23 protein-coding genes are annotated in these 25,152 nt (G+C 60.8%); 8 read left to right on the top strand and 15 right to left on the bottom strand.

Features of this window, described 5'->3' with window-relative positions; translation table 11 throughout:
- Positions 1 to 105: 105 nt before the first annotated feature.
- A complete protein-coding gene (locus RQ479_RS13795; protein ID WP_376705497.1) occupies positions 106 to 4,821 on the top strand; it encodes an alpha/beta fold hydrolase in 4,716 nt (1,571 codons plus the stop codon).
- A 63-nt stretch (positions 4,822 to 4,884) separates the two neighbouring features.
- Here the strand turns inward: RQ479_RS13795 and RQ479_RS13790 are convergent, their stop codons facing one another.
- From RQ479_RS13790 to RQ479_RS13770, 5 genes are all read right to left on the bottom strand, one after another.
- A complete protein-coding gene (locus RQ479_RS13790; protein WP_376705496.1) occupies positions 4,885 to 5,376 on the bottom strand; it encodes an alpha/beta fold hydrolase in 492 nt (163 codons plus the stop codon).
- Positions 5,333 to 5,716: an alpha/beta fold hydrolase gene (locus RQ479_RS13785; RefSeq protein WP_376705495.1), complete on the bottom strand. Its 384-nt coding sequence runs from the start codon at positions 5,714 to 5,716 to the stop codon at positions 5,333 to 5,335. The genes RQ479_RS13790 and RQ479_RS13785 overlap by 44 nt, the downstream gene beginning before the upstream one ends.
- Before the next feature lie 22 nt (positions 5,717 to 5,738).
- On the bottom strand, positions 5,739 to 5,984 hold the full coding sequence (locus RQ479_RS13780; protein WP_376705494.1) for a DUF1127 domain-containing protein: 246 nt from the start codon (positions 5,982 to 5,984) through the stop codon (positions 5,739 to 5,741).
- Positions 5,985 to 6,094: 110 nt separating this feature from the next.
- Positions 6,095 to 7,381: an NAD(P)-binding domain-containing protein gene (locus RQ479_RS13775; RefSeq protein WP_376705493.1), complete on the bottom strand. Its 1,287-nt coding sequence runs from the start codon at positions 7,379 to 7,381 to the stop codon at positions 6,095 to 6,097.
- Between the two features lie 46 nt (positions 7,382 to 7,427).
- Positions 7,428 to 8,027, bottom strand: coding sequence for an OsmC family protein (locus RQ479_RS13770; RefSeq protein ID WP_376705492.1), 600 nt, complete (start codon positions 8,025 to 8,027; stop codon positions 7,428 to 7,430).
- A 547-nt stretch (positions 8,028 to 8,574) separates the two neighbouring features.
- Here RQ479_RS13770 and RQ479_RS13765 point away from each other — a divergent pair.
- Positions 8,575 to 8,643 (top strand): hypothetical protein, encoded by a 69-nt coding sequence (locus RQ479_RS13765; RefSeq protein WP_376705935.1) that lies wholly within the window; start codon positions 8,575 to 8,577, stop codon positions 8,641 to 8,643.
- 28 nt (positions 8,644 to 8,671) lie between these two features.
- Here the strand turns inward: RQ479_RS13765 and RQ479_RS13760 are convergent, their stop codons facing one another.
- Positions 8,672 to 9,559 (bottom strand): LysR family transcriptional regulator, encoded by an 888-nt coding sequence (locus tag RQ479_RS13760; RefSeq protein ID WP_376705491.1) that lies wholly within the window; start codon positions 9,557 to 9,559, stop codon positions 8,672 to 8,674.
- A gap of 655 nt (positions 9,560 to 10,214) precedes the next feature.
- On the opposite strand from RQ479_RS13760, the gene RQ479_RS13755 reads away from it, so the two are divergent.
- Together RQ479_RS13755 and RQ479_RS13750 are read left to right on the top strand one after the other, a co-directional pair.
- Positions 10,215 to 10,892 (top strand): kinase, encoded by a 678-nt coding sequence (locus RQ479_RS13755; RefSeq protein WP_376705490.1) that lies wholly within the window; start codon positions 10,215 to 10,217, stop codon positions 10,890 to 10,892.
- Positions 10,889 to 11,935 (top strand): pyridoxal-phosphate dependent enzyme, encoded by a 1,047-nt coding sequence (locus RQ479_RS13750; RefSeq protein WP_376705489.1) that lies wholly within the window; start codon positions 10,889 to 10,891, stop codon positions 11,933 to 11,935. Before RQ479_RS13755 ends, RQ479_RS13750 begins: the two co-directional genes overlap by 4 nt.
- A gap of 37 nt (positions 11,936 to 11,972) precedes the next feature.
- Here the strand turns inward: RQ479_RS13750 and RQ479_RS13745 are convergent, their stop codons facing one another.
- The 6 genes from RQ479_RS13745 to RQ479_RS13720 all read right to left on the bottom strand — a co-directional run bounded on the left by RQ479_RS13745 (position 11,973) and on the right by RQ479_RS13720 (position 17,618).
- Complete coding sequence (locus tag RQ479_RS13745) at positions 11,973 to 12,704, bottom strand: amino acid ABC transporter ATP-binding protein (protein ID WP_376705488.1); 732 nt, start codon at positions 12,702 to 12,704, stop codon at positions 11,973 to 11,975.
- A complete protein-coding gene (locus tag RQ479_RS13740) occupies positions 12,701 to 13,357 on the bottom strand; it encodes an amino acid ABC transporter permease (RefSeq protein WP_376705487.1) in 657 nt (218 codons plus the stop codon). Before RQ479_RS13740 ends, RQ479_RS13745 begins: the two co-directional genes overlap by 4 nt.
- A gap of 107 nt (positions 13,358 to 13,464) precedes the next feature.
- Entirely contained in the window at positions 13,465 to 14,325 is an 861-nt protein-coding gene (locus tag RQ479_RS13735) for an ABC transporter substrate-binding protein (RefSeq protein ID WP_376705486.1), read from the bottom strand.
- Between the two features lie 47 nt (positions 14,326 to 14,372).
- Positions 14,373 to 15,665 (bottom strand): threonine synthase, encoded by a 1,293-nt coding sequence (locus tag RQ479_RS13730; RefSeq protein WP_376705934.1) that lies wholly within the window; start codon positions 15,663 to 15,665, stop codon positions 14,373 to 14,375.
- Entirely contained in the window at positions 15,662 to 16,855 is a 1,194-nt protein-coding gene (locus RQ479_RS13725) for a M24 family metallopeptidase (protein WP_376705485.1), read from the bottom strand. Before RQ479_RS13725 ends, RQ479_RS13730 begins: the two co-directional genes overlap by 4 nt.
- Positions 16,845 to 17,618, bottom strand: coding sequence for an IclR family transcriptional regulator (locus tag RQ479_RS13720; protein WP_376705484.1), 774 nt, complete (start codon positions 17,616 to 17,618; stop codon positions 16,845 to 16,847). The genes RQ479_RS13725 and RQ479_RS13720 overlap by 11 nt, the downstream gene beginning before the upstream one ends.
- Before the next feature lie 146 nt (positions 17,619 to 17,764).
- Between RQ479_RS13720 and RQ479_RS13715 the strand changes: the two genes are divergently transcribed.
- On the top strand, positions 17,765 to 18,025 hold the full coding sequence (locus tag RQ479_RS13715) for a helix-turn-helix domain-containing protein (RefSeq protein ID WP_376705483.1): 261 nt from the start codon (positions 17,765 to 17,767) through the stop codon (positions 18,023 to 18,025).
- Between the two features lie 27 nt (positions 18,026 to 18,052).
- Here RQ479_RS13715 and RQ479_RS13710 read toward each other — a convergent pair whose 3' ends face one another.
- Positions 18,053 to 18,211 carry a helix-turn-helix domain-containing protein gene (locus RQ479_RS13710; protein ID WP_376705482.1) on the bottom strand — a complete coding sequence of 53 codons (159 nt, stop codon included), beginning with the start codon at positions 18,209 to 18,211 and terminating at the stop codon, positions 18,053 to 18,055.
- 113 nt (positions 18,212 to 18,324) lie between these two features.
- On the opposite strand from RQ479_RS13710, the gene RQ479_RS13705 reads away from it, so the two are divergent.
- Positions 18,325 to 19,143: an autoinducer binding domain-containing protein gene (locus RQ479_RS13705; RefSeq protein ID WP_376705481.1), complete on the top strand. Its 819-nt coding sequence runs from the start codon at positions 18,325 to 18,327 to the stop codon at positions 19,141 to 19,143.
- A 73-nt stretch (positions 19,144 to 19,216) separates the two neighbouring features.
- Entirely contained in the window at positions 19,217 to 19,849 is a 633-nt protein-coding gene (locus RQ479_RS13700; protein WP_376705480.1) for an acyl-homoserine-lactone synthase, read from the top strand.
- 115 nt (positions 19,850 to 19,964) lie between these two features.
- On the opposite strand, the gene RQ479_RS13695 is transcribed toward RQ479_RS13700, so the two are convergent.
- Both RQ479_RS13695 and RQ479_RS13690 read right to left on the bottom strand, forming a co-directional pair.
- Complete coding sequence (locus RQ479_RS13695; RefSeq protein ID WP_376705479.1) at positions 19,965 to 21,200, bottom strand: pilus assembly protein TadG-related protein; 1,236 nt, start codon at positions 21,198 to 21,200, stop codon at positions 19,965 to 19,967.
- 941 nt (positions 21,201 to 22,141) lie between these two features.
- Complete coding sequence (locus tag RQ479_RS13690) at positions 22,142 to 22,615, bottom strand: Lrp/AsnC family transcriptional regulator (protein WP_376705478.1); 474 nt, start codon at positions 22,613 to 22,615, stop codon at positions 22,142 to 22,144.
- A 129-nt stretch (positions 22,616 to 22,744) separates the two neighbouring features.
- Here RQ479_RS13690 and RQ479_RS13685 point away from each other — a divergent pair, with 129 nt between their 5' ends.
- The gene (locus tag RQ479_RS13685) at positions 22,745 to 25,135 is read left to right on the top strand and encodes a 1-deoxy-D-xylulose-5-phosphate synthase N-terminal domain-containing protein (RefSeq protein ID WP_376705477.1); all 2,391 of its coding nucleotides are present in this window, start codon (positions 22,745 to 22,747) and stop codon (positions 25,133 to 25,135) included.
- Positions 25,136 to 25,152 lie beyond the last annotated feature (17 nt).

Below are 25,152 nucleotides of genomic sequence, written 5' to 3'. Positions count from 1 at the left end.
TTCCCGCAAACCGAAACCTCGCGTTCCGGAAACGAACGCTTTCGGCAGCGGCACGGACTTGATACAATCCATCGCTAAATTAGTAGGCGCACTAGGATCAACAAAGTGTCGCTCGAAATTCGCGTTCTCGGAGATCTGACCGTCCTTCGCCATGGCGAGGTCGTTTCCTTGCCGCCTTCGAAAAAAACGCGGGCGCTGTTGGCCTATCTTGCGCTCGTAGAGCGCCCACAGCGGCGCGAGCGCCTTTGCGAGATGTTCTGGGAGGTACCGGACGATCCTCGCGGCGCCCTGCGCTGGAGCCTCTCCAAGATCCGACAGGTCGTCGACCTCGGGGACGGCGAGGTCCTGCAAGCCGACCGCAACGCAGTTCGCCTGAACACCAGCGAAATCCTAATGGACATCGCGCCGCTCCGCGGTCTTGGCACCCGCGACATAGAGGCTCTCGAAGGGGAGAAACTGGAGGCACTCGCCGGAGCGTTCCGCGGACGTTTCCTGGATGACCTCTCACTGCCGCGCTGTCCGGAATTCGAAGCCTGGCGCATTGCGACCGCTGATGAACTGAACGTGACGCATCTGCGCATCCTTCGGGTGCTCGTCGACCGGCTGGCGGATGAGCCGGCGCGGGCGCTTCCGTACGCCCATGTCCTTCACGGGTTGGAGCCCGAAGACGAGGCTCTTCGAGCGGATATCCGCCGGCTGAGCGAGGCAGCACGGCAATCCGCCATGGTCCAGAGCCGCGCCTCGAGAACCGACGCCGCGGCCGCTCCCAGCGGTGAGACCGTCACTCCGCAGGTTTGGCCTGCAGCGGAGATACAGCTCCGCCCCGCGCCGGAGCGGGTCCTCGTGCAGGAGATCCGCCGGTGCACGACGCCCGATGGCGCGCGCCTGGCCTATTCCTTGAGTGGTCAAGGGCCACCTTTGGTAAGGGCCGCGCACTGGATGTCCCATCTCGAGCTCGAATGGGACAGTCCGGTGTGGAAGCATTGGATCGAGGGCCTCTCGGCGCACTACCAGCTGATACGCTACGACCAGCGCGGCAACGGCCTGTCGGACCGGTATCCCGCCGACCTGTCCTTCGAGGCCATGGTCGCCGACCTGGAGAGCATTATCGATGCGGCCGGTCTGCGCCGCGTTTCCCTGCTTGGCATTTCCCAGGGGTGCGCCGTTTCGATCGCCTATGCCGTCCGGCACCCTGAGCGCGTGGCCGGGATGGTGCTCTATGGCGGATTTACCAAAGGCTGGCGCAAACGGGGCAATCAGCGCGAAATAGCGCGCCGCGAAGCGATGGGAGCGCTGATACAGGAAGGCTGGGGCCAAGACGACCCGGTGTTCCGGCAGATGTTCACTTCCCTCTTCATTCCGCAAGCAACGCCGGAGCAGAGGAATTGGTATAACGAGCTGCAACGCAATACCGTCTCGCCCGAGATTGCCCATCGCATCTTCGAGGAAGGGGCCGTCATTGACGTGGACGAGCTGCTACCGCGGGTCCGGGTTCCGACGCTGGTGATGCATGCCACGGGGGACGCGGTCATTCCGTTCGATCATGGCCAGGCGATGGCCGGCAAAATCCCCGGCGCGCGCTTCGTCTCGCTTGACAGCGCCAATCACGTGCTGCTTGGCCATGAACCGGCATTTGCGACTTTCGTGGACGAAACGCGTCGTTTCCTTGCCGACCCCGAACAGACGCAGCAACTGGCAGGCCCTCCCGCGTCCTTGGGAATCAACCGCTCTCGGCAGTACATAACCGTGCTTGCCGCGGAAGTGGTCAGCCCCCTGCATCTCCTCGAAGCGGAAGATCCGGAAGAGGCGATCCGCGAATTCCAGCCCGTCGAGGATCGGGTGATACAGGTCGTGGAGAGCCATGGCGGCGTCGTCACGTCGGCTGCTGACGGGACAATCACCGCAGCATTCGGACTCGCTCGCGCCACCGAGGATCATGCTTATCTTGCATGCCGCGCCGCGCTTACGGCCAAGCTGGCAGTGGAAGAGCTTTCCCAGGGCGGGATCCAGTTGAGGGCCGGAATAGACACCGGCGAGGTGATCGTACGGCAGCAATGGACGACCGAAGCCAGCAAGGTTGAACTGGCTGGAGCTGCGCCGCGTGCGGCCAACCGGCTGATGCGTGCCTTGCATCGTGCGACGATCGCCGCAACAGGCCGGGCGCGCGCAGCCGCCGGGGGCTATGTGCAGATGCACCGCTTAGCGCATTCGGAGCATCCGCACCTTGGCCGCGACGAACGCATTTACGAGCTGTTGGGCGAAAATCACGCTCTATCTCGCTGGCACCTGAGGGCCAACCGCGGCCTCACCGGACTGGTCGCGCGCGAGCTCGAGCTCAAAAGCCTTCTTGCAACGTGGCGCAGGGTCAGGGAGGGCCACGGCCAGGTCGTCGGGATCGTCGCCGACCCCGGCATGGGCAAGTCGAGGCTTGCCCATGAATTTCTCTCCCTCGACGAGGTGGCCGGTTTTACTGTGCTTGAATGCGGCGGTCTGGAATTTGATTCGTCAGTTACTCTGGGCGCTGTAAAGAAGCTGCTGCTCTCGGCATGTGGCATTCGCGGCGAAAACGGCTTGGCGGAAGCCCAGCGCCTGTTTGCCTTCAAACAGGCGGAGCTGAACCTGGATCCCCGTCATACAGCGCCGCTTTCCTTCCTCGCGGACCTACCAGTCAATGACTCTTCCTGGCGGCATCTCGATGCGCGGGAGCGGACCTCACGGGTATCAGAGGCAATGAGCGCTTTTCTCGTTGCCTTGAGCCGAGCCGCGCCCGTAGCCGTGCTAATCGAGGATCTGCACTGGATCGATGCCGAGAGCGAGGCGGTAATGAACAGGCTGGTGGACGTCATGGGCGCCAACCGTATCATGCTGCTCGCCACCCATAGGCCGCAGTACCGGCACGAATGGAACCGTCGCGGCTATTTCCAGCAGATAAGGCTGGAGAGGTTCGCGCGGGAGGAAATGGAGCAGTTCCTCACCGAATTGCTGGGATCCGATCCCAGTCTGGGGGAACTGCGGAAATCACTTGCCGAGCGTGCCGAGGGCACGCCGCTATTCCTGGAAGAAATGGTGCGCGGACTGGTTGCGGACGGTGCACTTGCCGGCCAGTCCGGCCGCTACGAGCTCAAAAGGCCGGTGGAATCCATCACCATTCCGTCGACTGTTCAATCGCTCATCGCCGCACGCATCCAGCAGCTGGGTGACTCGGAAAGGCAGGCACTCCAACTGGCTTCGGTTGTCGGCAAGAATGTTCCGTATCCGCTGCTGAGGGCGCTCTCGCCGCTCTCGGAGGCGGAGCTGGAGGTATGCCTGGCCAAACTGCAGACTTTGGAATTCCTGTTCGAGGTCCAGAGCTATCCTCACGTGGAATATACCTTCAAGCATGCGTTGACGCTGAAGGTGACCTATGAATCCCTGCTGGCGGAGGATCGAAAAAGGCTGCATCGGGCTGCATTGGTTGCGATGGACAGACTCTATGCCGGATCGCTGAACCACCACATCGAGGAACTGGCCGAACACGCGCTTCGTGCCGAGGCATGGGAAGCTGCCGCAGATTATCTGCTGCAAGCGGCGGGTCGGGCCGAGGAACGCTCGGCCTATTCCGCCGCGGTCCAGTTCCTCGAAAGCGCCCGCAAGGCGGTCGCCGCGTTGCCCCGAAATCCGAAAACACTCGCCCAGGCAATCAACTTGCGGGTGCGGATGCGGCCCGCCTACGGCGCCCTCGGGGCCTACCGGAAAGCGCTGCCGCAGTTGTTGGAAGCGCGCGAACTGGCCATGGAACTGGGCGATCCGCAACTCATCTCCGACGTGTTGCTCCACTTGAGCTATCTCAACAGCTCCCACGGCCGCTACGAGGAGGCGCTGGAACCGGCCGATACACTCAAGCGCGGCGCAACGGCAAACGGCGTGCAGCGCTGCATAAGCGAGTCGGATCTGGCCGCCTCACAGGCGCTTCTGATACGCAGCGAGGCGCGGCAGGTGCTGGAGCGGCTTGTTCCGCATGAGGAGAGATTCACCAAAGCTTGGCGTCTTGAGCGTTTCGGACAGCTCGGTGCTCGTGCGGTTTGGTACCTGGGGCACCGCGCGCAGGCGGAAGCGCGCCTTGGCCGGTTCAACGATGCGGAGCGCTCGCTTGCCGAACTGCAGAAGGTCGCTGCCGAAGTGGCGCGCCCGATCGACAGCTGCGCGGCCGCCTATTTCGCCGGTGTGGTGGGCGTCCTGCGCGGACCCGAGCCGACGCTTGTCGAGGCGCTGCAATTGTGGTCCTCCGAAGCCGCGACCAGCGGATCTATCCTACTCCGGCCATGGCTGTTGACGGTGCTCGGGCATGCGGAATTCCTGCTAGGCCGCAACCGCGACGCGGGCGCCACTTTGGAAATGGCGGTGACCGAGTCGGAGCGGCTCGATCTTGCCCAGTTCGAATGTCACGCGCGCGCTGTGCTCGCATCCGTGCGTGCGCGCCTCTGTGAGCCGGAAGCTGCGGCCAATCTCGGCCATGCGCTCGAGCTTGCACGGGGACGTTGCGATCCGTGGAGCGAGATCATCGTACTGCGCGGCCTTGCCGAGCTGAAACCTTCCAGATCGGCCATTAGCTTGCTCGAACAGGCCTGCAATCTTGCCAGGCGGGTTGAATTGCGGCCGGAGCTTGCCCGCTCCTTGCTAGCTCTCGGGCTTGCGATGCGGCGCGGCAAGATCGCTGGCGCGGATGCCACTCTCGCGGAAGCGGACAGGCTCTACACAGAAATGCACATGAGGGACAATTTCTTCGACACGGAGGAGCCGGCCGAAGATATCATACGTGATCGCGCAGAAGCTACAGTGTGAATCCTCCGCATCCACGGATCTGCTTCGAAGGGTCGTGCTGCGTATAGGACAGGCAAGTTGCGTTTATGCAGCTCGCGATCCCGCGGTGTCATGGGACAAAATCTGCCGGATCAAACGATCCGCCACCAGATCTGCGTGGGTCAGCGGCCCCATGTGTCCGGCGCCAGGAACAATCGTACCGATCGCGGCCGGAACTCGGGAAACCAGTTCGCGAGCGATGAGCCGCGTCGGAACTGGTGCAAATTCGCCGCGCAATACCAAGACCGGAAAGCCAAATCGGGCATATTCGCTTGCCGGCATCGACTCATGGATCAACGCGTGGAAGTCGAGGCTGGCCTTCGGCAGAAACCGCACGAGTGCCGCCTGCAGTTCCGGCTTCATCGCGTTGAAGGTGCCGGCTCCAGTCCAGTAGTCGATGAAACGAGCTGTCGCGGAGAGATAGCTACCGTTGATCAGGCCGTCGTGGATCGCGCCCGCGATCGCGGAGATCTCGCCGAGCGCCTCGTGGCCCTCAGAGTCCAGCTCGTGCAGCAGGTGGAAAGGCCGACGGCTCATAAAGTGAGAGGCTGGCCAGCCGGTCTGGACGCGTCGCTGCTATATGCAGGGCCAACCCGCCACCATAGGAATGGCCAACAAGATGCACAGGCCCGTCATGGTGGTCGATCATCTCCAGGATCCCGACGGCTTCGTCGGCCAGATGGAAAGCGCCGGCACCAGTCCAGGTGCCGCCGCCCGGCGCGCCGATCAGGTCGGGTGCGATGAACCGGCAGCTGTCATCGAGCCGCTCCGCCAGGTTGCGCCATTGCCGTCCGCTGCCGCCGGAGCAGTGCAGGGCGATGACAAGCGGTGCGTGGCACGCCTTATGCGAGACGTGGAACGTCGATGCGGCGGTCATTGCGCCCTTCCCTCTTCCCGCCTCAAAAACGCGAGCGGCGGCTGGCATCACGCCCGGCAAACGAGGTGATCCAGTTGATCTCGAAGCGGGTGATGCCGACGTCGCGCAGGAGGTAGTCAGGCAGCTCATGAAGCTGTCGACGGTCCCGCTGGATGCGAATGAAACGCCAGACTGCGGCCAGCATTGTTCCGCCGGCCCAGCGCAAACCTCGCGTTGTGGTGATCGAGAGGGATGGGTTCACCATTGCACTCATTTTGATTTTCTCCATGGTTGCGAGCGCTGACTACGGCGCCAGTGGAGCCTCTTGTCGTGGTCGGCCGTGAGCGTCATCGTTGAAGGCAACGTCGATTTTTGCCGCGCCAGCGTTGTATTCGGCGGTCAGGCCGCGGCTCGACGAGAGGCGTCGAGAAACATTGCCATGTGAGCCGCCAAAGCCTCGGCATCGCGGCCGACGCCGTCGAGGAAGCTGGAGCTTCGATGGCGCATGAAATTGAGGCCGAGCACGTAGAGTCCCGGATACGCGCACACGCCGCCATCGTTCAGGATTTCGCCCCGGGCGTCGAACACATCCAGCTTCAGCCATGGGTATTCCCGGCGATAGCCGGTGGCCCATATGATGGTCTCGATACCCTCATCGATGAGGTCGATTTCAGTCGGTTCGGCGCTCAGGATCAGGCTCGGAATGGAACCGGGATCGATTGAGTCGCGGCCCTCGGCGGCGGCCGCGCGGTCTATGTTGGCCAGCACGCGCCTCAGTGTGCGTTCCGCCGCCGCCGTCGTGTCGGCGAGATCAACATTGAACCGAATGCGTGTATCGCTAGCGGCAATGGCTCGACCGACAAGACGAACGCCTTGCTCCCGAAGGCCGGCGAGATCGAGCGACCTGCGCTCGGGTGTCCCTATGAGCTGCAGGGAGGGCTGCCGCCGTGCCGCGGAGAGATCCGAAACTTCGGCGACGGGCTTGGCAAGCATTCCTAGCCGGTCGAGCCACCACAGGATGTCGTGCCCGCGGTAAAGCCTCGGCAGGCGTGTATGGCTGCCCACCGACAGGGTTACCGGGCGGCCGGACCGATTGATCTCCTCCGCAAGTTGTATGCCGGTCGCAGAGGCCCCGGCCACGAGAACGCCGCCCTGAGCCAGCTGCAGAGGATTGCGATAGTCCCGCGGCACGATCTGGCTGATACGGGAGGAGATGTGCTTTGCGATTGATGGAATTCGGGGCCCGTCGCTGTATCCGGTCGCGATCACGACCGCACGCACGCTCCATTGGCCGCGATCGGTCAGCAGCCGGAAGCCTCCGTCGATCTTTTCGACCGAAAGCACCTCCACACCGTCCTCCACCGGCGCGGTGATCGAGCACGCGTAATCCTCCAGGAACGCGACGGTCTCAGCCATTGTCATGAAGCCGTTGGGATCGGCGCCGCGATAGCCGCCGCCGGGCAGGCGCGTCATCCAGTTGGGCGTCAGCAGGCGGAGCGAGTCCCACCGTTCGCTGCGCCAGCGCTCCGCGATCCGGCCGCGCTCCAGCACGACGTGGTCGACGCCGCGCTCGGACAGGCACCGGCTCATGGCGAGACCCGCCTGTCCGGCGCCGATGATGGCTACGTCTGTACGCTGCATGGGATTCGCGCCTCGTAAGCAGGGGCAACAGATCGCCGGCGCCATCCTTTTTCCAGGACGAGGCCGGCGATATTGCTCTTGCGGACCGAAGTCAGCCTTTCACGGCAACCGAGACCGGCACGCCGTTGGTCAGCACGTCGAACACGGCGGAACGGGCGCGCGACTGCATCACGATTTCCTCGATCTTCTCAGCGGGAGCATCGCCCTTGATCTTGAAGGAGATACGGATTCCTTGGTAGCCGTTGCGGACCTCGTTCGAGATGCCGAGGATGCCGCGAAGGTCGATGTCGCCTTCGACGGTCGATTCCACCTCATGCAGCGTCACTCCGCGCACGGCCGCGATGTTCGCGATGCCGGCCGTAAGGCAGGAAGCAAGCGCGTGGAGAAGATATTCGACCGGCGTCGGGCCGTTGTCTGTGCCGCACAGCACCGCTGGATGGTCGCTGTCAGCCTGGTAGGCCATCTTGTGAGACTGCTCGGCGCCGGCGCCGAAGAAGTTGGCCATAGTGCTGCTGCTGTGCGTGCCGGCAATCCAGCGGCTCTTGGCACGGAACCGGAACTTGGCAAGCTCGGGCTGCCCCGCGACGGCGTTGATGGTGGCCAGAAGGGTGGGCGTGTCAACGCCGTTCCTTGGCTCCCGCGGCGCCTTCTTAACGGCAGACTTTTCCATGACCATTGTATCGTCCTGCATGTCATTCACTCCTGGGTTCTGATGTTGCGCGACCGGGACCGCCCCGGATGGCTAAGCCTCAGCCGGCAGCGTTTGACGTGCAGTTGGAACGACAGTGGGAAAACGAGAGGTTTTTTGGGTCAGCCGGCAGTGAACAGGGCCAGATCCGCAGCCAGCGAAACGACGGCCTTCAAACGCTTGCTCCCCGCCACGCTGCGATCTCCCGTAAGCGCCGAGAAGGCGTCACAACCGAAACCACAGCAGCTCAGACATGTCTCGTTCATTTGGAATGGATACCCGCCCGTCCTCGACCGACTGGGCGGTGATTGTTCATGGCGGCCGGGATCGGGATGCGCTTTCCCTAGTCGCCTATCAGGCGAGCCAATGCGTCATCCAACGGAAGGTCCGCCCGACAACTTGCAGCGGCTAGGCCGATCTCGACGCTCAAACCGCGTCGGCCGTGCCTTCGCTCATCCTTGCAATTGTGGAGTATAGTTCCAGTTTTGCAAGGCAAGAGCGTTGAAAGCGCGGACGCTTTGATGAGATTGGCCCGGAACCGATCGCGCCAATGCTGGCCCGGTTCCTACCAACTGACAGGGCGTTTGCAACGGCCAGACGCACTCTGAAAACCGGGTGACTGTTGGGTCATGCCGGTCGGATGACTGTCAGCACGAATACCGATCGCGCAGGAAAGAGATGAAGGTCGGCAGGGCGGGGTTGGCGTTGTCGGGGCGCCAACGGGCTAAACTGGAGATCTGGATTGGTTTGCCCCCGATCCGCAGCTTACGACAGACCGCATCCTGAGGAACACTATCGGCATCTCGGTCGTGGATCAGAGCGACTCCAAGCCCGTTTCCGACAAGGCGCAAAAGGATCCCCGCACTGACGTGATGTTCGACGACTGGAGGAAGCTGCACGCCGCGTCCAACAGCGTCGGCGAGCTGAAATGCTTCGCCCCTGCGCACCAGCAACGTTTCCTGGTGCAACTCGTGCCACTCGATCACGGAACGGCTTGCGAGAGAATGATTTGAGGCAAGAACGACAGCCAGAGTGTCTTTCCACAGCGTCAATTCGAACGCACCGCCGGTAAATCGGGAGGAGGAGGTCACGACCACGTCGACCTGGGTGGCACCCAGAGCAGCCTCAGGCGAAGGGTAAGGACTCTCTGTCAAGCTGACGGTCACATTGGGATGAGATTGCCCGAACTCGATGATTGCATCCAAGGCTCGCCCGGCAAGGATGATCCCGTTGGAGCCGATGGAAAGCTTTTGTTGGTCATCTTTGGTGCCGGATCTGGCCAGAGTGAGCGTGTTGTCGAGCTCGAGCAGCACCGAGCGCAGACGCTCCAGGAAGCGCTCGCCGGCCGGGGTTGGGCCGACGCCGCGGGCATGGCGATGAAATATCCTCGTACCCACCGCGTATTCCAGATCGCGGATGCGCCGGCTGAGCGCGGTGTGATCGATCCCTGTACGTCGCGAGGCACGAAGAAAGCTGCCCTCCTCCGCGATCACAAGTGCATAATTGAGGGTCGCAAGTTGGATGGAGGTCCGCATCTCTGCTCAAAGTCAAGTTGGCGACAAAACGCGTTTGAGCGCTTTTGGCCGCTGCGGGCTATCGCCAAATCTCAGTATTGACACAGGGTGAGCAGGCCAACTCTCCTTACAAGGACAATAATGAAGACACGCGTGCGTGGCGCACTTGTTTTGGAACGGTTGTCCGCATGACCAACCGCGCTCGGCCAGTGCTGCTGTGTCTAGCCCAGTATTGGACGCCCCAATTGGTGGGGACGATCTTGTCTGTATCTTTGCATGATGCGCTTGCCTTTGGCACTACCAAGATTTGGCGAGTGACAGCATGGATCAGTCATACGCATCATCTGTCAATTACAGGTGAGGAGATGACGTGGTGACAAAGACGGGGATGCCGAGATCCGGCCATCGCACAAGTTCGAGCAACATCAATAATGATACTATCAGGCTGCCTCTGGCGGTAGGAGTGGGACGAGCGCACGCCCATCACGGGGAATTCCTCCAAGGCGTCTTTGAAGGGGAAGACGGAAGGCTTTGTCGCGGACTGATAACCCTGCCGCTCACGTCGCAACAGTCGCTGGCGACTTTCTGGCCGCATGAACAAAATGGGATTCGACCGCGGCCTGCAAACCGGACCAAAGCGGCTCGCGCGGCAGCCCTTACGCTCGAGCATATCGGAATGGCTGAAGGAGGTGGAGAACTTACGATCGAAAGCCCAATTATGATAGGGCATGGCTACGGTTCCTCGACCGCAGATGTCATTGCGGCGATTCGTGCGGTGGCAGCTGCAGCGGGCCTCACGCTGCGCCAGTCCACGATTGCGCGACTGGCGGTGGCCGCCGAAGGCGCAAGCGACGCCATTGCCTACGGCGACCAACCTATCCTTTTCGCCCACCGGGAAGGCCGTACGATCGAACACTTCGGTGGCGAGTTCCCACCCCTTCTCTTGGTAGGGTTCAGGGACGGCAGTGCCCGGCCGATCGATACGCTAACAATGCCGCGGGCACGCTACGATGGTGAGGAAATCGGGCTGTTCCGTGTTCTGCGGGGACTGGCGAACCGCTCCATCCGGCACCAAGATCCCCGCCTGCTTGGACGTGTCGCAACCATCAGCGCCAGTATCAGTCAGAGGCATCTGCCGAAGGCATCCTTCAATACCGTTTTGGATATAGCACGGGCGCATAATGCGTGCGGTGTGCAGGTGGCCCACAGCGGAACATTGATCGGCATCCTTCTGGATGCGGCAGCGTCCAGGGCGGCCATGCGCGCTGCTGAACTCGCAAGGCAGGTGAGTGGCGCAGGCCTCCAAGGCGTCCATACGTCTGCCCTTAATGCCGAAACGGGGCTAATCCAGTGAGCGCGGCGCAAGACTATTTACGCGCCTATGAGACACCGCGTTTTGCCCAACTCGCACCTAACCTCAACGCCGCCTGCTTTTCCCTCATGAAGCTGATGCCCGCCCGGTTCATGGTCGATCAGGCGGAAGCGTCAGGGCGCCTCATGCGGGAAGGTCACATCATCGAAACGACGTCGGGCACATTCGGCCTCGCCATGGCCATGCTAGCTGCGGCTCGTGGCTATGCGCTTACACTTGTCACGGCCTCCAGCCTCATCGACCTGAAACTCAGGCGGCGACTGGAACAACTTGGTGCCAAAGTCATGGCCATCGACGATCCTCAAGGAGACGGCAATCAGCGCGGTCGGCTCCTGTATCTTCAGCAGACCCTGCAAGATAGCCCGGGCACGTATTGGCCTCGACAATACGACAGTCCGGAAAACCGCCTTGCCTACGCGCGCCTGGCCGACCTCGTTGTTCGATCATTCGGCCACATCGATTGCCTTGTCGGATGCGTGGGCACCGGGGGATCGCTTTGTGGAACCGGAGGCTTCCTTCGTGAGCTCTTTCCTGATCTCAGGATGATTGCTGTCGATACCCACAGAAGCATGCTCTTTGGCCAGCCTGTCGGACGTCGCATGCTGCGCGGGCTCGGCAATAGCGTTTTGCCGGACAATGTTCGTCATGAGATGATCGACGATGTTCATTGGGTGGGCGCATTGCCAGCTTACGCGATGGCGCATGGGCTATTTCGCGATCACGGGCTCTTCATGGGGCCGACCAGCGGCGCCGCAGCCTTGGTCGGCGCCTGGTTCGCCAGGCAAAATCCGGAAGCCTCCACCGTCGTGATAATGCCAGATGAAGGGCATCGTCATTCCGATACGGTCTACAACCCCGACTGGCTCGCCGGTTTGAAGGATTGGCCAGTCTCGATTCCTCTTGAACCAACTGTTCTGACGCAAATTCGTCCGGCCGAAGAGACGGCATGGACGAGATTCCCTTGGAACCGCAGAACTTTAAACGCCGTCCTCGCAGGGCTGGGCGGCCTGTCCGCTACGCAGTGACAGGTCCGAATCCAGGCTAGGCGACATCGGCCAGGAGTCAGACAGGGTGCATGACCCGGTGAAGAAAATCTCTAGTGCGTTCGTGTTTCGGATGTCGAAGGAGCTCCTTGGCCGGGCCTTGCTCAACGATCCGGCCGCCGTCGAGAAAGAGGACGCTATCGGAAACCTCGCGGGCGAACTGAATTTCGTGCGTAACCACGAGCATCGTCATGTTCTCGTCTGCGAGCGCGCGCATGACCTGCAGGACCTCGCCGACCGTTTCAGGGTCAAGTGCGGAGGTGGGCTCGTCGAAAAGAATGGCCTGTGGGCGCATCGCCAGGGCGCGGGCGATGGCCACGCGCTGCTGTTGGCCGCCCGACAATGACGCGGGATAGGCATTCGTCTTGTCGGCCAAGCCGACGCGATTGAGCAATGCCATGGCCCGCTCGCGGACCTGGTTCCTATTTTCCTTCAGCACGTAAAGCGGCCCTTCCATGACGTTTTCCAGGGCGGTGCGGTGCGGAAACAGGTTGAAGCGTTGGAAAACCATGGAAACGCGGGTGCAGATGGCGTGAACCTGGGGCGAGGCGGCATCCACTACGGTGCCGTCGATGCTGATGCGACCGCGCTGATAGGTCTCAAGCCCGTTCACACATCGTAGAAGCGTCGATTTGCCGGAACCCGAGGGCCCGATCAAACATACGACCTGTCCCTTGGCGATCTCGGCGTTGATCCCCTTGAGGACTTCGTGGGCGCCGAAGGACTTGTGCACGTCTTCGAAGGTAATCATCCCGCCGCCCCAAGATAGCTCTCGACTCTGCGCATAAAGAGGTTCAGCGGAACCGTCAGGCACAGGTAAAGCAGTGCAACCAAGGTAAACACTGTCATGTTGTCGAATGTGGACGACGCAAGCATCTTACCCTGCATCGTCAACTCCTGAACCGAAATCACCGACACAAGCGAGGAGTCCTTCAGCAGCATGATCATGTTGTTGGCGTAAGGCGGCAGGATAATCTTGACTGCCTGCGGCAGCACGACGCGGCGCATCATCAACGCACGCTTCATCCCGATCGATTTTGCCGCTTCGACCTGACCTTTGTCGACCGCCTCGATGCCCGCCCGGAAGGTTTCCCCGAGATAGCAGGAGTGAGCCAGGCCCAGCCCGATCGTGCCAGCCCCGAGCGCAGTCAGGTTGATGCCGATCTCGGGCGCGACAAAGTAGATATAAAAGAGAACCACCAGCAGTGGTATGCCGCGCACGAAGTCGACAAGAAGCCGCGTCGGCAAGGTGAGCCAGCGTATCCCCGATGTCCTGAAAAGCGCCCAGACAAGGCCGAGCGCCGTCGCAAGACAGAGCGCAAGAAGGGTTATCATGACGGTCAGCCAAACGCCTTGAAGAAGAAGCGGTAGATATTCCGTTGCGTGCGCGATGAACTTGGTCATGGCCGGCTTCCTCTTGGCACGTACCCCGGCTCTCACAGCCGGTCATTTCGATGCGATCCTATGGTCCTGCCAGCCGGCGCTTGCTTCGAGGTCAATGCGGGATGGTTTCAGAGGCCATATTTGGCAAATATTCGGCTTAATTCGCCGCTTTCCTTCAGCTTGGCGATGGAGGCATTCACCTTTTCGAGAAGCAGTGGATTTTCCTTGGCAACCGCCAACGCGACTTCGCCTTTTTTCATCGGCCGATAGCCGTCGACGAGGCGAACACCGAGTTCAGGGTTCTTTGAAAGCTGATATGCGACGATCGGGGCGTCACCAAAGCCGGCCTTGATGCGGCCCAGGACCACATCACGCATCATGTCAGCGATAGAGTCGTAGAGCTTGACTTGGCCGAAGACGCCAAGCGCTTCGAGAGCGTCAGCGTAGGTCGAGCCGATCTGCGCCCCGACAGTCTCGCCCCTCAGCTCCTCGATCGTGTAGTTCTTGCTGTCGCCGGCAGCAACAAACATCGCCTCGCCATAAGCGTAAACCGGCGTGCTGAAATCGATCACCTGCTTGCGCTTGTCGGTTATGAACATGCTGGCGGAAATCAGATTGATCTTGTCGGTCGTCAATGCCGGGATCAGGGCTGGAAAAGCGTTTACCTGGAAGTCGGCGGTCGTACCAAGGTTCGCGGCAATCGCACTTGCCAGATCGACCATCGCGCCAGTCGGCTTTCGAGTTGCGGTGTCGACAAACGTGAACGGCACTCCGGTTGGCGTGACGCCGACTCTGAGCGTTTCCTCAGCCATCGTTTGAGTTGCCATTGCGATACCGATGGCTGCGAGCCAGCCGATGAGCGTTTTACGAAGCACGAAAATTCCCCTTTCATCATGTTTGAATCGATGTCCGCTCGCCAAGCGAGTTGATTTGCCTCTCGTGGATAGCTTTTGGAAGTCGCAATACCGTCCAGTGGTGGACGAGATCATCAATCGATCAGAAGTCGCATCTGTTCATGATCGTCTCTATCTTCTCTTCAGCACATCTTGGTCGCGCGTTGTTCGTGAGAGGGCGTGAAATAGTCGCAGTCCTCGGCAAGGTTTTTCCACGCGTCGACAACTGACCGAAATGATTGTTGTGCTTGGTCCGGGCCGGTCGAACTATCCAAATCCTTGAGGCCGCTCGCTGTCACGATGGCAACGACGCTGTCCGACCGCGCGATCGTGCCCTCGCGTCTCAAGGATTCAATCGCTGCAAATGGCGTCACCGAGGCAAGCTCGGCAAATACTCCCTCGGTGGCCGCAAGCTGCTGCTGCATGTCTATCAGGCCGAAGTTGCCGACCGGCATCGCCATGCCGCCGGATTCACGCAGCGCATTGAGCGCCTGAAACGTGCTTCGTGTGGTGCCGATCGAGATGGCAAGCGTGTCGAAACCCGCGGGAACCTCGGCGACCAGGTCGGCCTTGCCGGCAAGCGCTTTGGCCAAAGATCCGTGCACTTCCGCCGCCACGAGTCTCGGCAACCGATCGATCTTGCCTCGGCTGAGAAGATCCTTGAATCCCGCCCAGAGCCCGGCAAGCGCGTCGCCATAGCAAACAGGCAAGGCGCACCAGTCCGGCACGGATCCGTGCATCTGTTCGACGATCTCGTAAGCCAGGGTCTTGTAGCCCTCGATCCCGACCGGATGACTGCCGACCACGGGGCTGTGAAACGGGGACGTCGCAAACCATCCGAGGCGCTCGGTACCAGCGGCAAGCAATGGCCAGCGATGGGACTTGTCGGCCAGGGATACGACGCTTGCGCCGTATTTGCGGATCTGGGCCAACATTGCGCCGGCGGTGCCTGAGAATGTGACAACGACGCACTTCAGGCCCGCCCGTGCAGCATAGGCGGCAAGTGAGGCCCCGGCGTTGCCCGACGAAGCAGTCGCCACGACCCGCGCCCCACTCAAACGTGCCATCGACACCGCCACGGTCGAGAAGCGGTCCTTGTGGGACCACGTAGGGTTTGCGCCCTCGTCCTTGATAAGAAGCTTGGGGACGCCGAGCTGCTTTCCCAGCCTCTCGGCGCTCAGCAGGGGGGTCAGGCCCTCGCCCAGCGAGATTGCATCGCTGGGCCCACAAGGAAGCATGTCGGCATAGCGCCAGAGCGAGGGCAGCGCGGCACGCGCTGCGGAAGCGGCCGATGTAGCTCCGGATGGATCGTAGACGACCTTAAGATTGGCTGGGGCTTCGGCGCAGCATATCGGGCAACCGCGTGAGTCGATTTTGGTATCGATCGGGAACAAGGCACCGCATCGAATACAGGAAAAACCTGTCGCGCGACTCATGACGGCACCTGGATGATCGCGGCTTGCGTCTGCGTCAGCCGCTCCACGCCGCCCTGGCGAACAACCACCATGTCCTCCACCTGGAGTCCCCAGCGGCCGATTTCGTAGTAGGGGGTCTCTATGCACAGCACCATTCCTTCTTCAAGGACGTCTGTACTGCGCGCCGAGAGCGTCGGCGCATCATAACCATCAAGGCCGATGCCATGGCCGACGTGATCGCGCTCGTAGTGGGCAATTCCTTCGCGCTGAACCACACGCACCACCGTCTCGAAGAGCTGTGCCGCCGGCATGCCTGGCCGGATAATGTCGCAGGCATGCTGAACGCCGCGCAGCAGCGCCTGCTGAAGCCGATGCGCCTGCGGCGGCGGCTCGCCCAGCGTGGCGATGCGGGCAATGTCTGCGCGGTAGTGCCGAAACCGGCCACCGACGTCGAAGCGGATGATTTCTCCAGCGCGCAACTTGCGGTCAGACGGCTGGACGTTCATGAGAGCGCTGCGCTCGCCAAAGCCGATGCATCCCAGGACGGGCAGGGCGCCTTCCTCTACCGTCCTGACGTGAAAAGCGCGCGCCAGATCTGCTTCGGTGACGCCTTCCTGAGCAACGGCGAGCGCTGCTTGAATAGAGCGTTCGGCAATCTGGGCAACTTGGCCGAGCCGTTCGATTTCATCTGCCGTCTTTACGGCACGAACCTCGCGAAGCAGCGCGGTGGCTGGTAGGAACGATGCATTGGGAAAATGGGCTCTGAGGGTTTCCTGGTATCCTGGCGCAAGCCCCGCCTCGTCTATGCCGATCCGCCCACGGCCGAGCTGGGCTTCTTCCAATGCGGCAATCAAAGCCGCAATGGCATCGCCATGCCTCGGCAGGTCGCGAAGCTGGAGGTGTCGTTCATTGGCGCGGTCCACGGCCGTCGAGGAACCGACATCGGCGTAAAAATCGCCGTAGCGCCGCACCTTGCTTACCCAGACTTCCTGATCGGCAACGAGGTCGAGGGTACTGGTGCTGGCGATGATTTCAGGCGTGCCCTTGTCAGGAGCCGGCCACACCACATAGGCCTGCGGGCCACGACGAATCCATTGCGGCAAAGCCCAGAAGCCGCTCATATAGGTCACGTTTTCCGGCGTCGTGGCTATAACGGCATCAAGCCCAGCTGCCGAGATGTATTGTTTCAGGCGGGCCTCGTTAAGCAGCATGGTGGGAATCCCGAGGCTGTTTTGCTTCTGGAAAGCCGAGGCCGGCTGAGATGCGTGCCGCAGCTGCCATTACTGCCTCTCCAATCTCGGCGATCTCCACATGCGGCCCCACAGACCGCGGGTAGGCCACACTTATCGCAGCGATGATTGTGCCCGATGCATCGCGAAGCGGTGCGCCGACCGCGATCAGCCCGGTAAAGTTCTCATCCAGGGAGGTTGTGTAACCGACAGACTCGGACGCCCTGATCTGAGCCACGAGCTTGTGCGGGTCCGTGACGGTGCGTACGGCAACCTGCTCCAGCGGACCGCGTCCAAGGATCCCAATGACTGCTTCGCCGCTCAGCTCCATCAGGAGTGCCTTGCCCAACGCGGTGGAGTGCAAGGGGAACGTTTCGCCGGGTGACGAGCGAATGACGACCGGACTCTTGCTTTGCACGGTCAGGAGATAAATACCGCAATTGCCCCGCCTGATGCCGAGGAATGCGTTGAAGCAACCTTCGGCGGCCAGCGCCTGCAGTTCGATTTCAGCCAAACCAACCAGGCGATCTCTGCCCAGGACCTTCCGCGCCAGCGCCAGAACGGAGTGACCGAGCCGGTAGCGCCGCGAGTCTGGCGACTGCTCGACATAGCCCTGCTCTGCCAGGGTGTTCAGAATTCGCTGCACGGCGGGAGCACTCTGCTCAAGCCGGCGGGCGAGTTCGCGCACCCCGACCGCTTCGTCCGCTTCCTTGAGGACATTGAGAACCGCAAGGCCACGTTCCAACGAAAGATTTCCTGTCACTGGCGTTCCTTATTTCGGAATGGCGTTCCGCAATATGATGAGAAAAGCAGCAATGGCGACGCCTGTCAATGACGAATGTTCACTATAGTGTGTCGTCCTAAAGTGTACGCGGCGACGACCATGCCCTCATGGACCTACGGGTGGTTGTCGGCCTGAACGTACAGAGGATTCGGCGCGCACAAGCCCTCTCTCAAGAGGAACTGTCGTTCCGTTCAGGGTTCACGCGCGCCTATCTGAGTGGTCTCGAGGCCGGCCGGCGCAATCCTACGCTTCTGTCGCTTGCAAAGCTTGCCACTGCATTAAGCGTCGACATCGAGGTATTGACCAAACGGCCAGGCAAAGACGCCCTGGCCGTGACGCCGCGTGCGCGACGGAGCAGAAAATCCTAATCCTTCCTTGGCCTCCTGGCCGGTGGATCACGGCGCGTTGCGACGGATGAGCTGCTCCACGTCAACCTGCAATGCTAACGCCAGTACCTCCAAGGTATCGACGGTCGGTGAGTTCTCCTCCCGCTCGAGCTTGCCGACATAGTTGCGATCAAGGCCGGCAAGGTCCGCAAGCTGTTCCTGCGACAAGCCGGTACCTTGGCGAAGCAACCTCAGATTGCGAGCAAAAACCGACCTCAGCCTCATGCGGCGAGGCAGTCAGAACGCGCCCTTTAGTGCCACCACTATAGTAGTCAAACGTGATGCCGCAGGTTGCGGTCGGGCCTAACTTATTTATTCTTTCTTTGTCTCAGTACATTGAAGGGCGTGAAATGTCGGCGGTTCATGGGAGCGTTTTACAGCACCAGCTAACGCAAATCTTTGAAGCAACCTCGCTGATTGATCGTGCAAGCAGCGTCGCCGAAATCATTCGGCAACTGCGCAAGAGCATCGAACGTCACGGCTATGCAGCCTGTCTCGTCACCGAATTGCCACGCCAGGACACCGGATCGCTGGATGGACACATCCTTGTCAACGGTTGGCCGGGGGAATGGTACGACCACTATATGGCTGCCGGACACTATCGCCATGACCCTTGCGTTGCTTTGTGCCGTGGTGCGATCGGGCCGTTCCTTTGGAGGGACGTCCATCACGGCTTGACGAACAGCAATGCCAGGAAGGTGATGGATGAGGCAAAAGAGTTTGGGCTTTGGGACGGGATCTGCATCCCAATCCAGGCTTCATTTGGCGATCCGGCCTGTGTAACGGTTGCGGGACGCGAAATTGATTTGGCGCCGACGGTGCGCTGCACCGTTCATGCCCTTGCGCGCCATGCCTACTCAGCTGCCGAACGACTCGTTGGCAGCTCGCTCAGGCGGCCGAGACAAAAGCTTTCCCAACGGGAGCGTGAAATCCTGCAGTGGGTCGCTGGCGGGAAGACCGCATGGGAAGTTTCCCGAATACTTGGTATTTCGGAAAACACCGTGACGACCCATCTGCGCAACATCAAGCAGAAGCTCAGCACCGCCAACGTCGTGCACGCTATCGTCGAGGCTTATCGCAGGCGCGAAATCGAACTTTGATCCATCCTCAGATCTGGGTATTTCATCGGCAATCGTCGCGTGGTCGGATGGGGTTCCATCTCGAGGAACCGCAATGATTCAGATCCACGTCGTCGACGCGTCAAACAGCTTTGCCTATCGAAGGGATCTCGACAGTTACTTCCGCCTGCGACATGAAATTTATGTCGATGAACGTGGCTGGCACGAGCTGAGGCGCCCCGACAGTCGCGAGATCGATCCCTTTGATACACCAGAAGCGATTCATCTGCTCGGCATCCAGCCGGGAAGGGGTGTCGTTGCCGGATCCCGCCTGGTGCCGAGCCTCAGACCGCATCTGATGAGCGAAATCTTTCCGCAACTTGCCGAAGGTGGCGTTCCGCGCCGAGCCGATATCTATGAGTGGACGAGATTTTTCGTGGCCCGGGATTTTCGCGAGCCCGGCCGACCCTGCCAGGCCGCCGGCGTGATCTACTGCGGAATTCTGGAATTCTGCATTCAAAGAGGCATAAGCAATCTGACGATTGTCTGTGAGGATTACTGGTTCGACCGCTTGGCATCGATCGGCTGGTGCCCAAGGCAGCTTGGGCCTTCATCCAAGTGCGATGACATGACCATCATCGGCGTGATGGTCGACGTCGGCCCGTCCGCCTTGGCCGCGACGCGACAATTCTACCGCATTTCGGAGCCAGTGCTTTGGGCCGAAACGCCAGTCAAGCGGCTGGCCTGACCGCGGGCCGTCGTTGGGCGTCACGCCTCGAACGAACATGCTGCCTGGCACACATCGCCGACTCCTTACGCCGGCGTCGCCCGCAACGAACCTCCTCGTCCCGGTGTCAGCAAGTTCAATTCATCAGTCTGGTAGCAGAATTCGTCGTCAACAAGTCACTTGCGCCAGCAAGATAAATTGACCCATTGCCGTTCATCTCGATCCGGTTGACGACAAAGATGCGAGGCTTACTGTCGGTCGACAATGCACCGCCACCTGTAAGAAAAAGTTTTTGTGACGGCAGATAGACTATGCCGCCTAGATCTGTATCGCCTCCGCCAATGAGCGTCGAGGTTCTCTCCATGCTTTGGGGTTTTTGAGCTAGCACGATCCCCATCCACGGGCCGCTGGTCGGCGCCGTAAGGCGTAGCTTGGCGCCGGCCTGCATTGTGGTGGTTGCCTGATCATCGAGTAGAACGATGGTAGTACCTTCAGCTGCATTGAGAACCGCGCCGGAGGAGAGCGAAAGCCCTCCCGTCCTGATAACATATGTTCCCGCGGCAAGATTGACCACCGCTCCGACCGATAGAGTGAGCCCTCCACAAAAAGTGCCGGGAGTGAGATTTGCGGTGGCGTTTTTGATCACCAGATTATTGTAGGTGCAGACATTGTCTGTTGGCCAGACCAGTCGGGAGATAATGGGATCTGCCAGCTCTTTCTGATTGAAAAGCGGTTGAGGGTTGAAGCCGGGAGACGGCCCGGAGGGGCCGACGACTGACGTCACCAATGTCCTGACCGACGATGAGCCATTCGTGGCCAGCGCAGACCCCGATCTTGAATTCACCTGCGCAACGCACTTCTGGCCATTTATCGATGAAGTCCCCGAATTCGACCAAGCTTTCGAGGCGGACTGATCTAACACGAGAAGACAGACAGGGTATCGAGGATAGGCAATCGCGGTTGCGCTTCGGCTGATATCAAGTCTATCGAGGCCAAGGATTGCCGAGAAGGCCAACTCCTGCGGTTGGTGCAATACAACCGTCACGATTGTGGGATTGGTCGATCCAACCGTCTGGTGGGCGTCACCACTATAGGGACTTCGCGTGGCCACAAAGGTGGGGCTGGCGAAAGTATCAACGTTCGCCTGACGCTCCTCCGACGTCATGTCGCTGCTGTTCGCGTTTGCCACGGCCAACTGAAGGGCCGTGGCGTCAGCTCCCTCCTGCAACTGTTGAGCGGTTCGACTCAAGCGCGCAAAGTCTATCGCCACTCCGACGCCCAAAAGCACGACTGGCAAAACCAATGCAAACACCACGGCGAGGTTGCCGCGTTCTGCACGCCAAAATCGTTCGGTCAGCTCGGTTACCCGCATAACACCCCCCCTTTTAGCTTAACCTGATGTAGAGACTGCCTGTTGAGGGTTCGTTTCTTGAGCCGGTAAAGTTGTCTCAATCAGGACCAGTTTTTACGGAGGCAGCACCGTATTGCGGGCTTCCAGCCTGTCCGGCAAGCGATCAGGAATCTCGGGAGCAGGGTTATGCGGCGCTAGACGCTGCTCGGCAGCAGGGCGCAGCGAAGTTGCTTTCACGGCATGATAGAACTTGATATTCACTGCCGCGCTGAGCACTGCGGCTCACGTTCGAGGAAGTTTGGCTTTGTCTCAGAGCTGCTGTCTCGTAGTGCTGCTCTTGAATTGGGTCGAGGGCGCCGACTTCGATGGTGGCAAGTGTCAATTCGGAGGCACTATAGCATACATATTGTCGTCCCGTTCTTCTACGAGCCGTGCGAAGAGGCTTGCGCAAATCGGCAAAATTTCATCATCCAGCACGAAGCCAGCATTGTGGAGCGGGGCGTTGCCGCCGTGGCCGAGGCACAATGCGCAGCATTTCCGCGAAATCCTCCGACCCAGTCTGTAGTTCGATGACATCTTTGGCCTTGTCATGAACAATGCCGCGTGCAGCCATCAAGAGATGACTCGTGTGTTCCGCATCATTCGTCGGAGCCCAGTGCGAGGACGGCTGCCAGGCTGATGGTCCGGCTTGAGCAGTTCGCATTTAGGTTGAGCTGTACCCAGCGTTTTCGATGTGGTTGTGGCACTCGGTAGGTGTGACCGCATCGAGGATTTCGGCGATGGCGTCATGTTCCAGGGACACGTGGCTACAGGTACGGTGAGGTGGCTGAGTATCCAGGCCGGCGCCGCCAGACGAAGCATCGAGGCCGTACACAACGTCTCGTGGCGCGTTTCTGGAGCCAGTTGTGGTAGGCTGAATTCACCATGACTTGGGCGATTGACTTGCCAATGTTTGGAAAAAATCATGTCCCGACCGGCAGCCGGTTCGACCGCTTGATCTGCGCAAGCGCGAAGCTGGACTCTATCGAGGAGACCCCATCGAGCCGCGTCAGCTTTTCCTTCAGGAAGCGCTCATAGGCGTGCAAGTCGCGCACCACCACACGCAGCAGATAATCGCGCTGGCCAGTCATCAGATAGCAATCGACCACCTCCGGCCAGCGTGCGATCGCCGCGTTGAACCGCTTCAGCTCGTTCTCGCGCTGGCGCTCCAGCTTGATCGAGGCAAACACCGAGATCGGCAGATCAACCATGTCCTGGTCGATCAGGGCGGCATAGCCGGTGATCACCCCCATATCCTCCATCAGGCGGACCCGGCGGGCGCAGGGCGAGGCCGAAAGGCCGACCCGCTCGGCAAGCTGCTGCGCCGTCATCCTGCCATCGACCTGCAGCGCGGCAATGATCTTTCGGTCGATATCGTCCAGTCGCCGTTTTGGCATGGAACGTTACTCCATTGGTCGATATTGCCGAAAGCAGCTAACGCAGCTGCCAATCTCATGCAAGTTTAGCGACAATCGGTTTTTGCTCAGCCCTATGATTGCGACGATCGCAACCGGGAGTCTTGCAGCATGGACAAACAAAAACTGGAGGCACTTTCGGCGCTGGAGAAGAAGGTGCTCTGGCTGTCGACATGGATGATCCATAACGCCAATCACCTGCGCGAGAACGCCGACGGGCTGAAGGTTGGCGGACACCAGGCGTCCTCGGCGTCGCTGGTGACGATCATGACCGCGCTATATTTCTTAGTGCTGAGGCCGGACGACCGCATCGCAGTGAAGCCCCACGCCTCGCCGGTGTTTCACGCCATCCAGTATCTTCTGGCCAATCAGACGAGGGAGCAGCTCGAAGGATTTCGCGCCTTCGGTGGCGCGCAAAGTTATCCGTCGCGGACCAAGGATGTCGACGACGTCGATTTCTCCACCGGCTCCGTAGGTCTCGGCGTCGCGCAGACGCTGTTTGCCTCCCTTGTGCAGGATTATCTCGGCGCTCGCGACCAAAACATGCCCGAGGGCCGCATGGTCGCGCTGCTCGGCGATGCTGAGATGGATGAAGGCAACATCTTCGAGGCGCTGCTGGAAGGCTGGAAACACGGCCTGCGCAATTGCTGGTGGATCGTTGACTACAATCGCCAGAGCCTCGATGCCGTTGTGCGCGAAGGACTTTGGGAACGCTTCGAAAGCATCTTCAGGAATTTCGGCTGGGATGTGGTCATCCTGAAATATGGTTCGATGCTCGAGGCCGCCTTCGCCGAGCCGGGCGGCGAGGCGCTGAAGGCCTGGATCGACGCCTGCCCGAACCAGCTTTATTCGGCGCTGACCTATCAGGGCGGCGGCGCATGGCGCAAGCGGCTGCTTGCCGACATGGGCGAAAGGCCGGTCCTGAAATCGCTTCTCGACCGGCGGTCCGATGCCGAACTCGCCGCGCTGATGACAAATCTCGGCGGCCACGACCTGCAGTGCCTGATCGAAGCTTTCGAGAGGGCGCGCGGCAACGACCGGCCTACCTGCTTCATCGCCTATACCATCAAGGGTTTCGGCCTGCCGCTCGCCGGCCACAAAGACAATCACGCCGGGCTGATGACCAAGGATCAGATGGCACTATTTCGTGCTGCGATGTCGATCGGCGAGGGGCGGGAGTGGGATGCCTTCGAAGGCCTGGAAATCGGCAAGGTTGATCTCCGACATTTCCTCGATGCGGTGCCTTTTGCCGCGAAAGGCCGACGCCGCCGGCACGCCCAACGGATACTCGTCCCCGATCGTCTCGGCCCGGAAGCCAGGGGCAGCGTTTCCACCCAGGTCGGCTTCGGCAGGATCCTGGATGAAATTGCACGGGCCGGCGGGCCGCTTGCCGACGCGATCGTCACGACATCGCCCGATGTCACCGTTTCCACCAATCTCGGACCCTGGGTCAACCGGCGCGGCCTGTTTGCGCGTCGCTCGCTCGCCGACACGTTCCGCAGTGAACGCATAGCCTCGGTGCAGAAATGGGAATTCGGCCCCTCCGGCCAGCACATCGAGCTCGGCATTGCCGAGAACAATCTGTTCATCCTGCTTTCGGCCCTCGGGTTGTCGCATTCGGTCTTCGGCAAACGGCTGTTGCCGATCGGCACGCTCTACGATCCGTTCATCCAGCGCGGTCTCGATGCGCTCAACTATGCCTGCTACCAGGATGCGCGCTTTCTCCTTGCAGCCACCCCCTCGGGCGTCACGCTGGCGCCGGAGGGTGGCGCGCATCAGTCGATCGCCACCCAGTTGATCGGCATGGCGCAGGACGGGCTTGCCGCCTACGAGCCGGCATTCGTCGATGAGTTGAGCGTCATCACGCGTTTTGCACTGGATTACATGCAGCGCGACGGCGACGCCGTGCAGTCGGAGCGCACCTGGCTGCGCGACGAGACCGGCGGCTCGGTCTATCTGCGGCTCTCGACGCGCCCGGTTGCGCAGATCATTCGAACCATGACGCAGGACGTCGAGCAGGATATTGTCGATGGCGGCTATTGGCTGCGGCCCCCGGGTCCGAATGCCGAGGTGATCGTCGCCTATACAGGCGCCGTCGCGCCGGAAGCCATCGAGGCGGTCGGTATGATGGCCGAGGATCGTCGCGACGTCGGTCTTTTGGCGGTGACCTCGGCCGACCGGTTGAACGCAGGCTGGACTGCGGCAAGCCGCGCACGTGAGCGCGGCCTTGTTCATGCCAGAAGCCATGTCGAACGGCTGTTCGCCGACCTTCCAGCCCATTGTGCGATCGTCACCGTCGCAGACGGCCACCCAGCGGCACTCGGCTGGCTGGGCTCAGTCTACGGCCACCGCACGCGTAGTCTCGGCGTCGAGCACTTCGGCCAGTCGGGGACAATCGGTGATCTTTACCGGCACTTCGGAATCGACGCCAATTCGATAGCGACAGCCGCCGACCGGATTGCTGGTGGGCGCCCCATCCGCTATCTGCGCGCGCTGGATTGACCGATGACATTCACGGC

The sequence above is a fragment of the Mesorhizobium sp. ISC25 genome (assembly GCF_042295465.1).
Taxonomy (GTDB): Bacteria; Pseudomonadota; Alphaproteobacteria; order Rhizobiales; family Rhizobiaceae; genus Mesorhizobium.
This window is presented reverse-complemented; position numbering and strand designations above follow the sequence as displayed.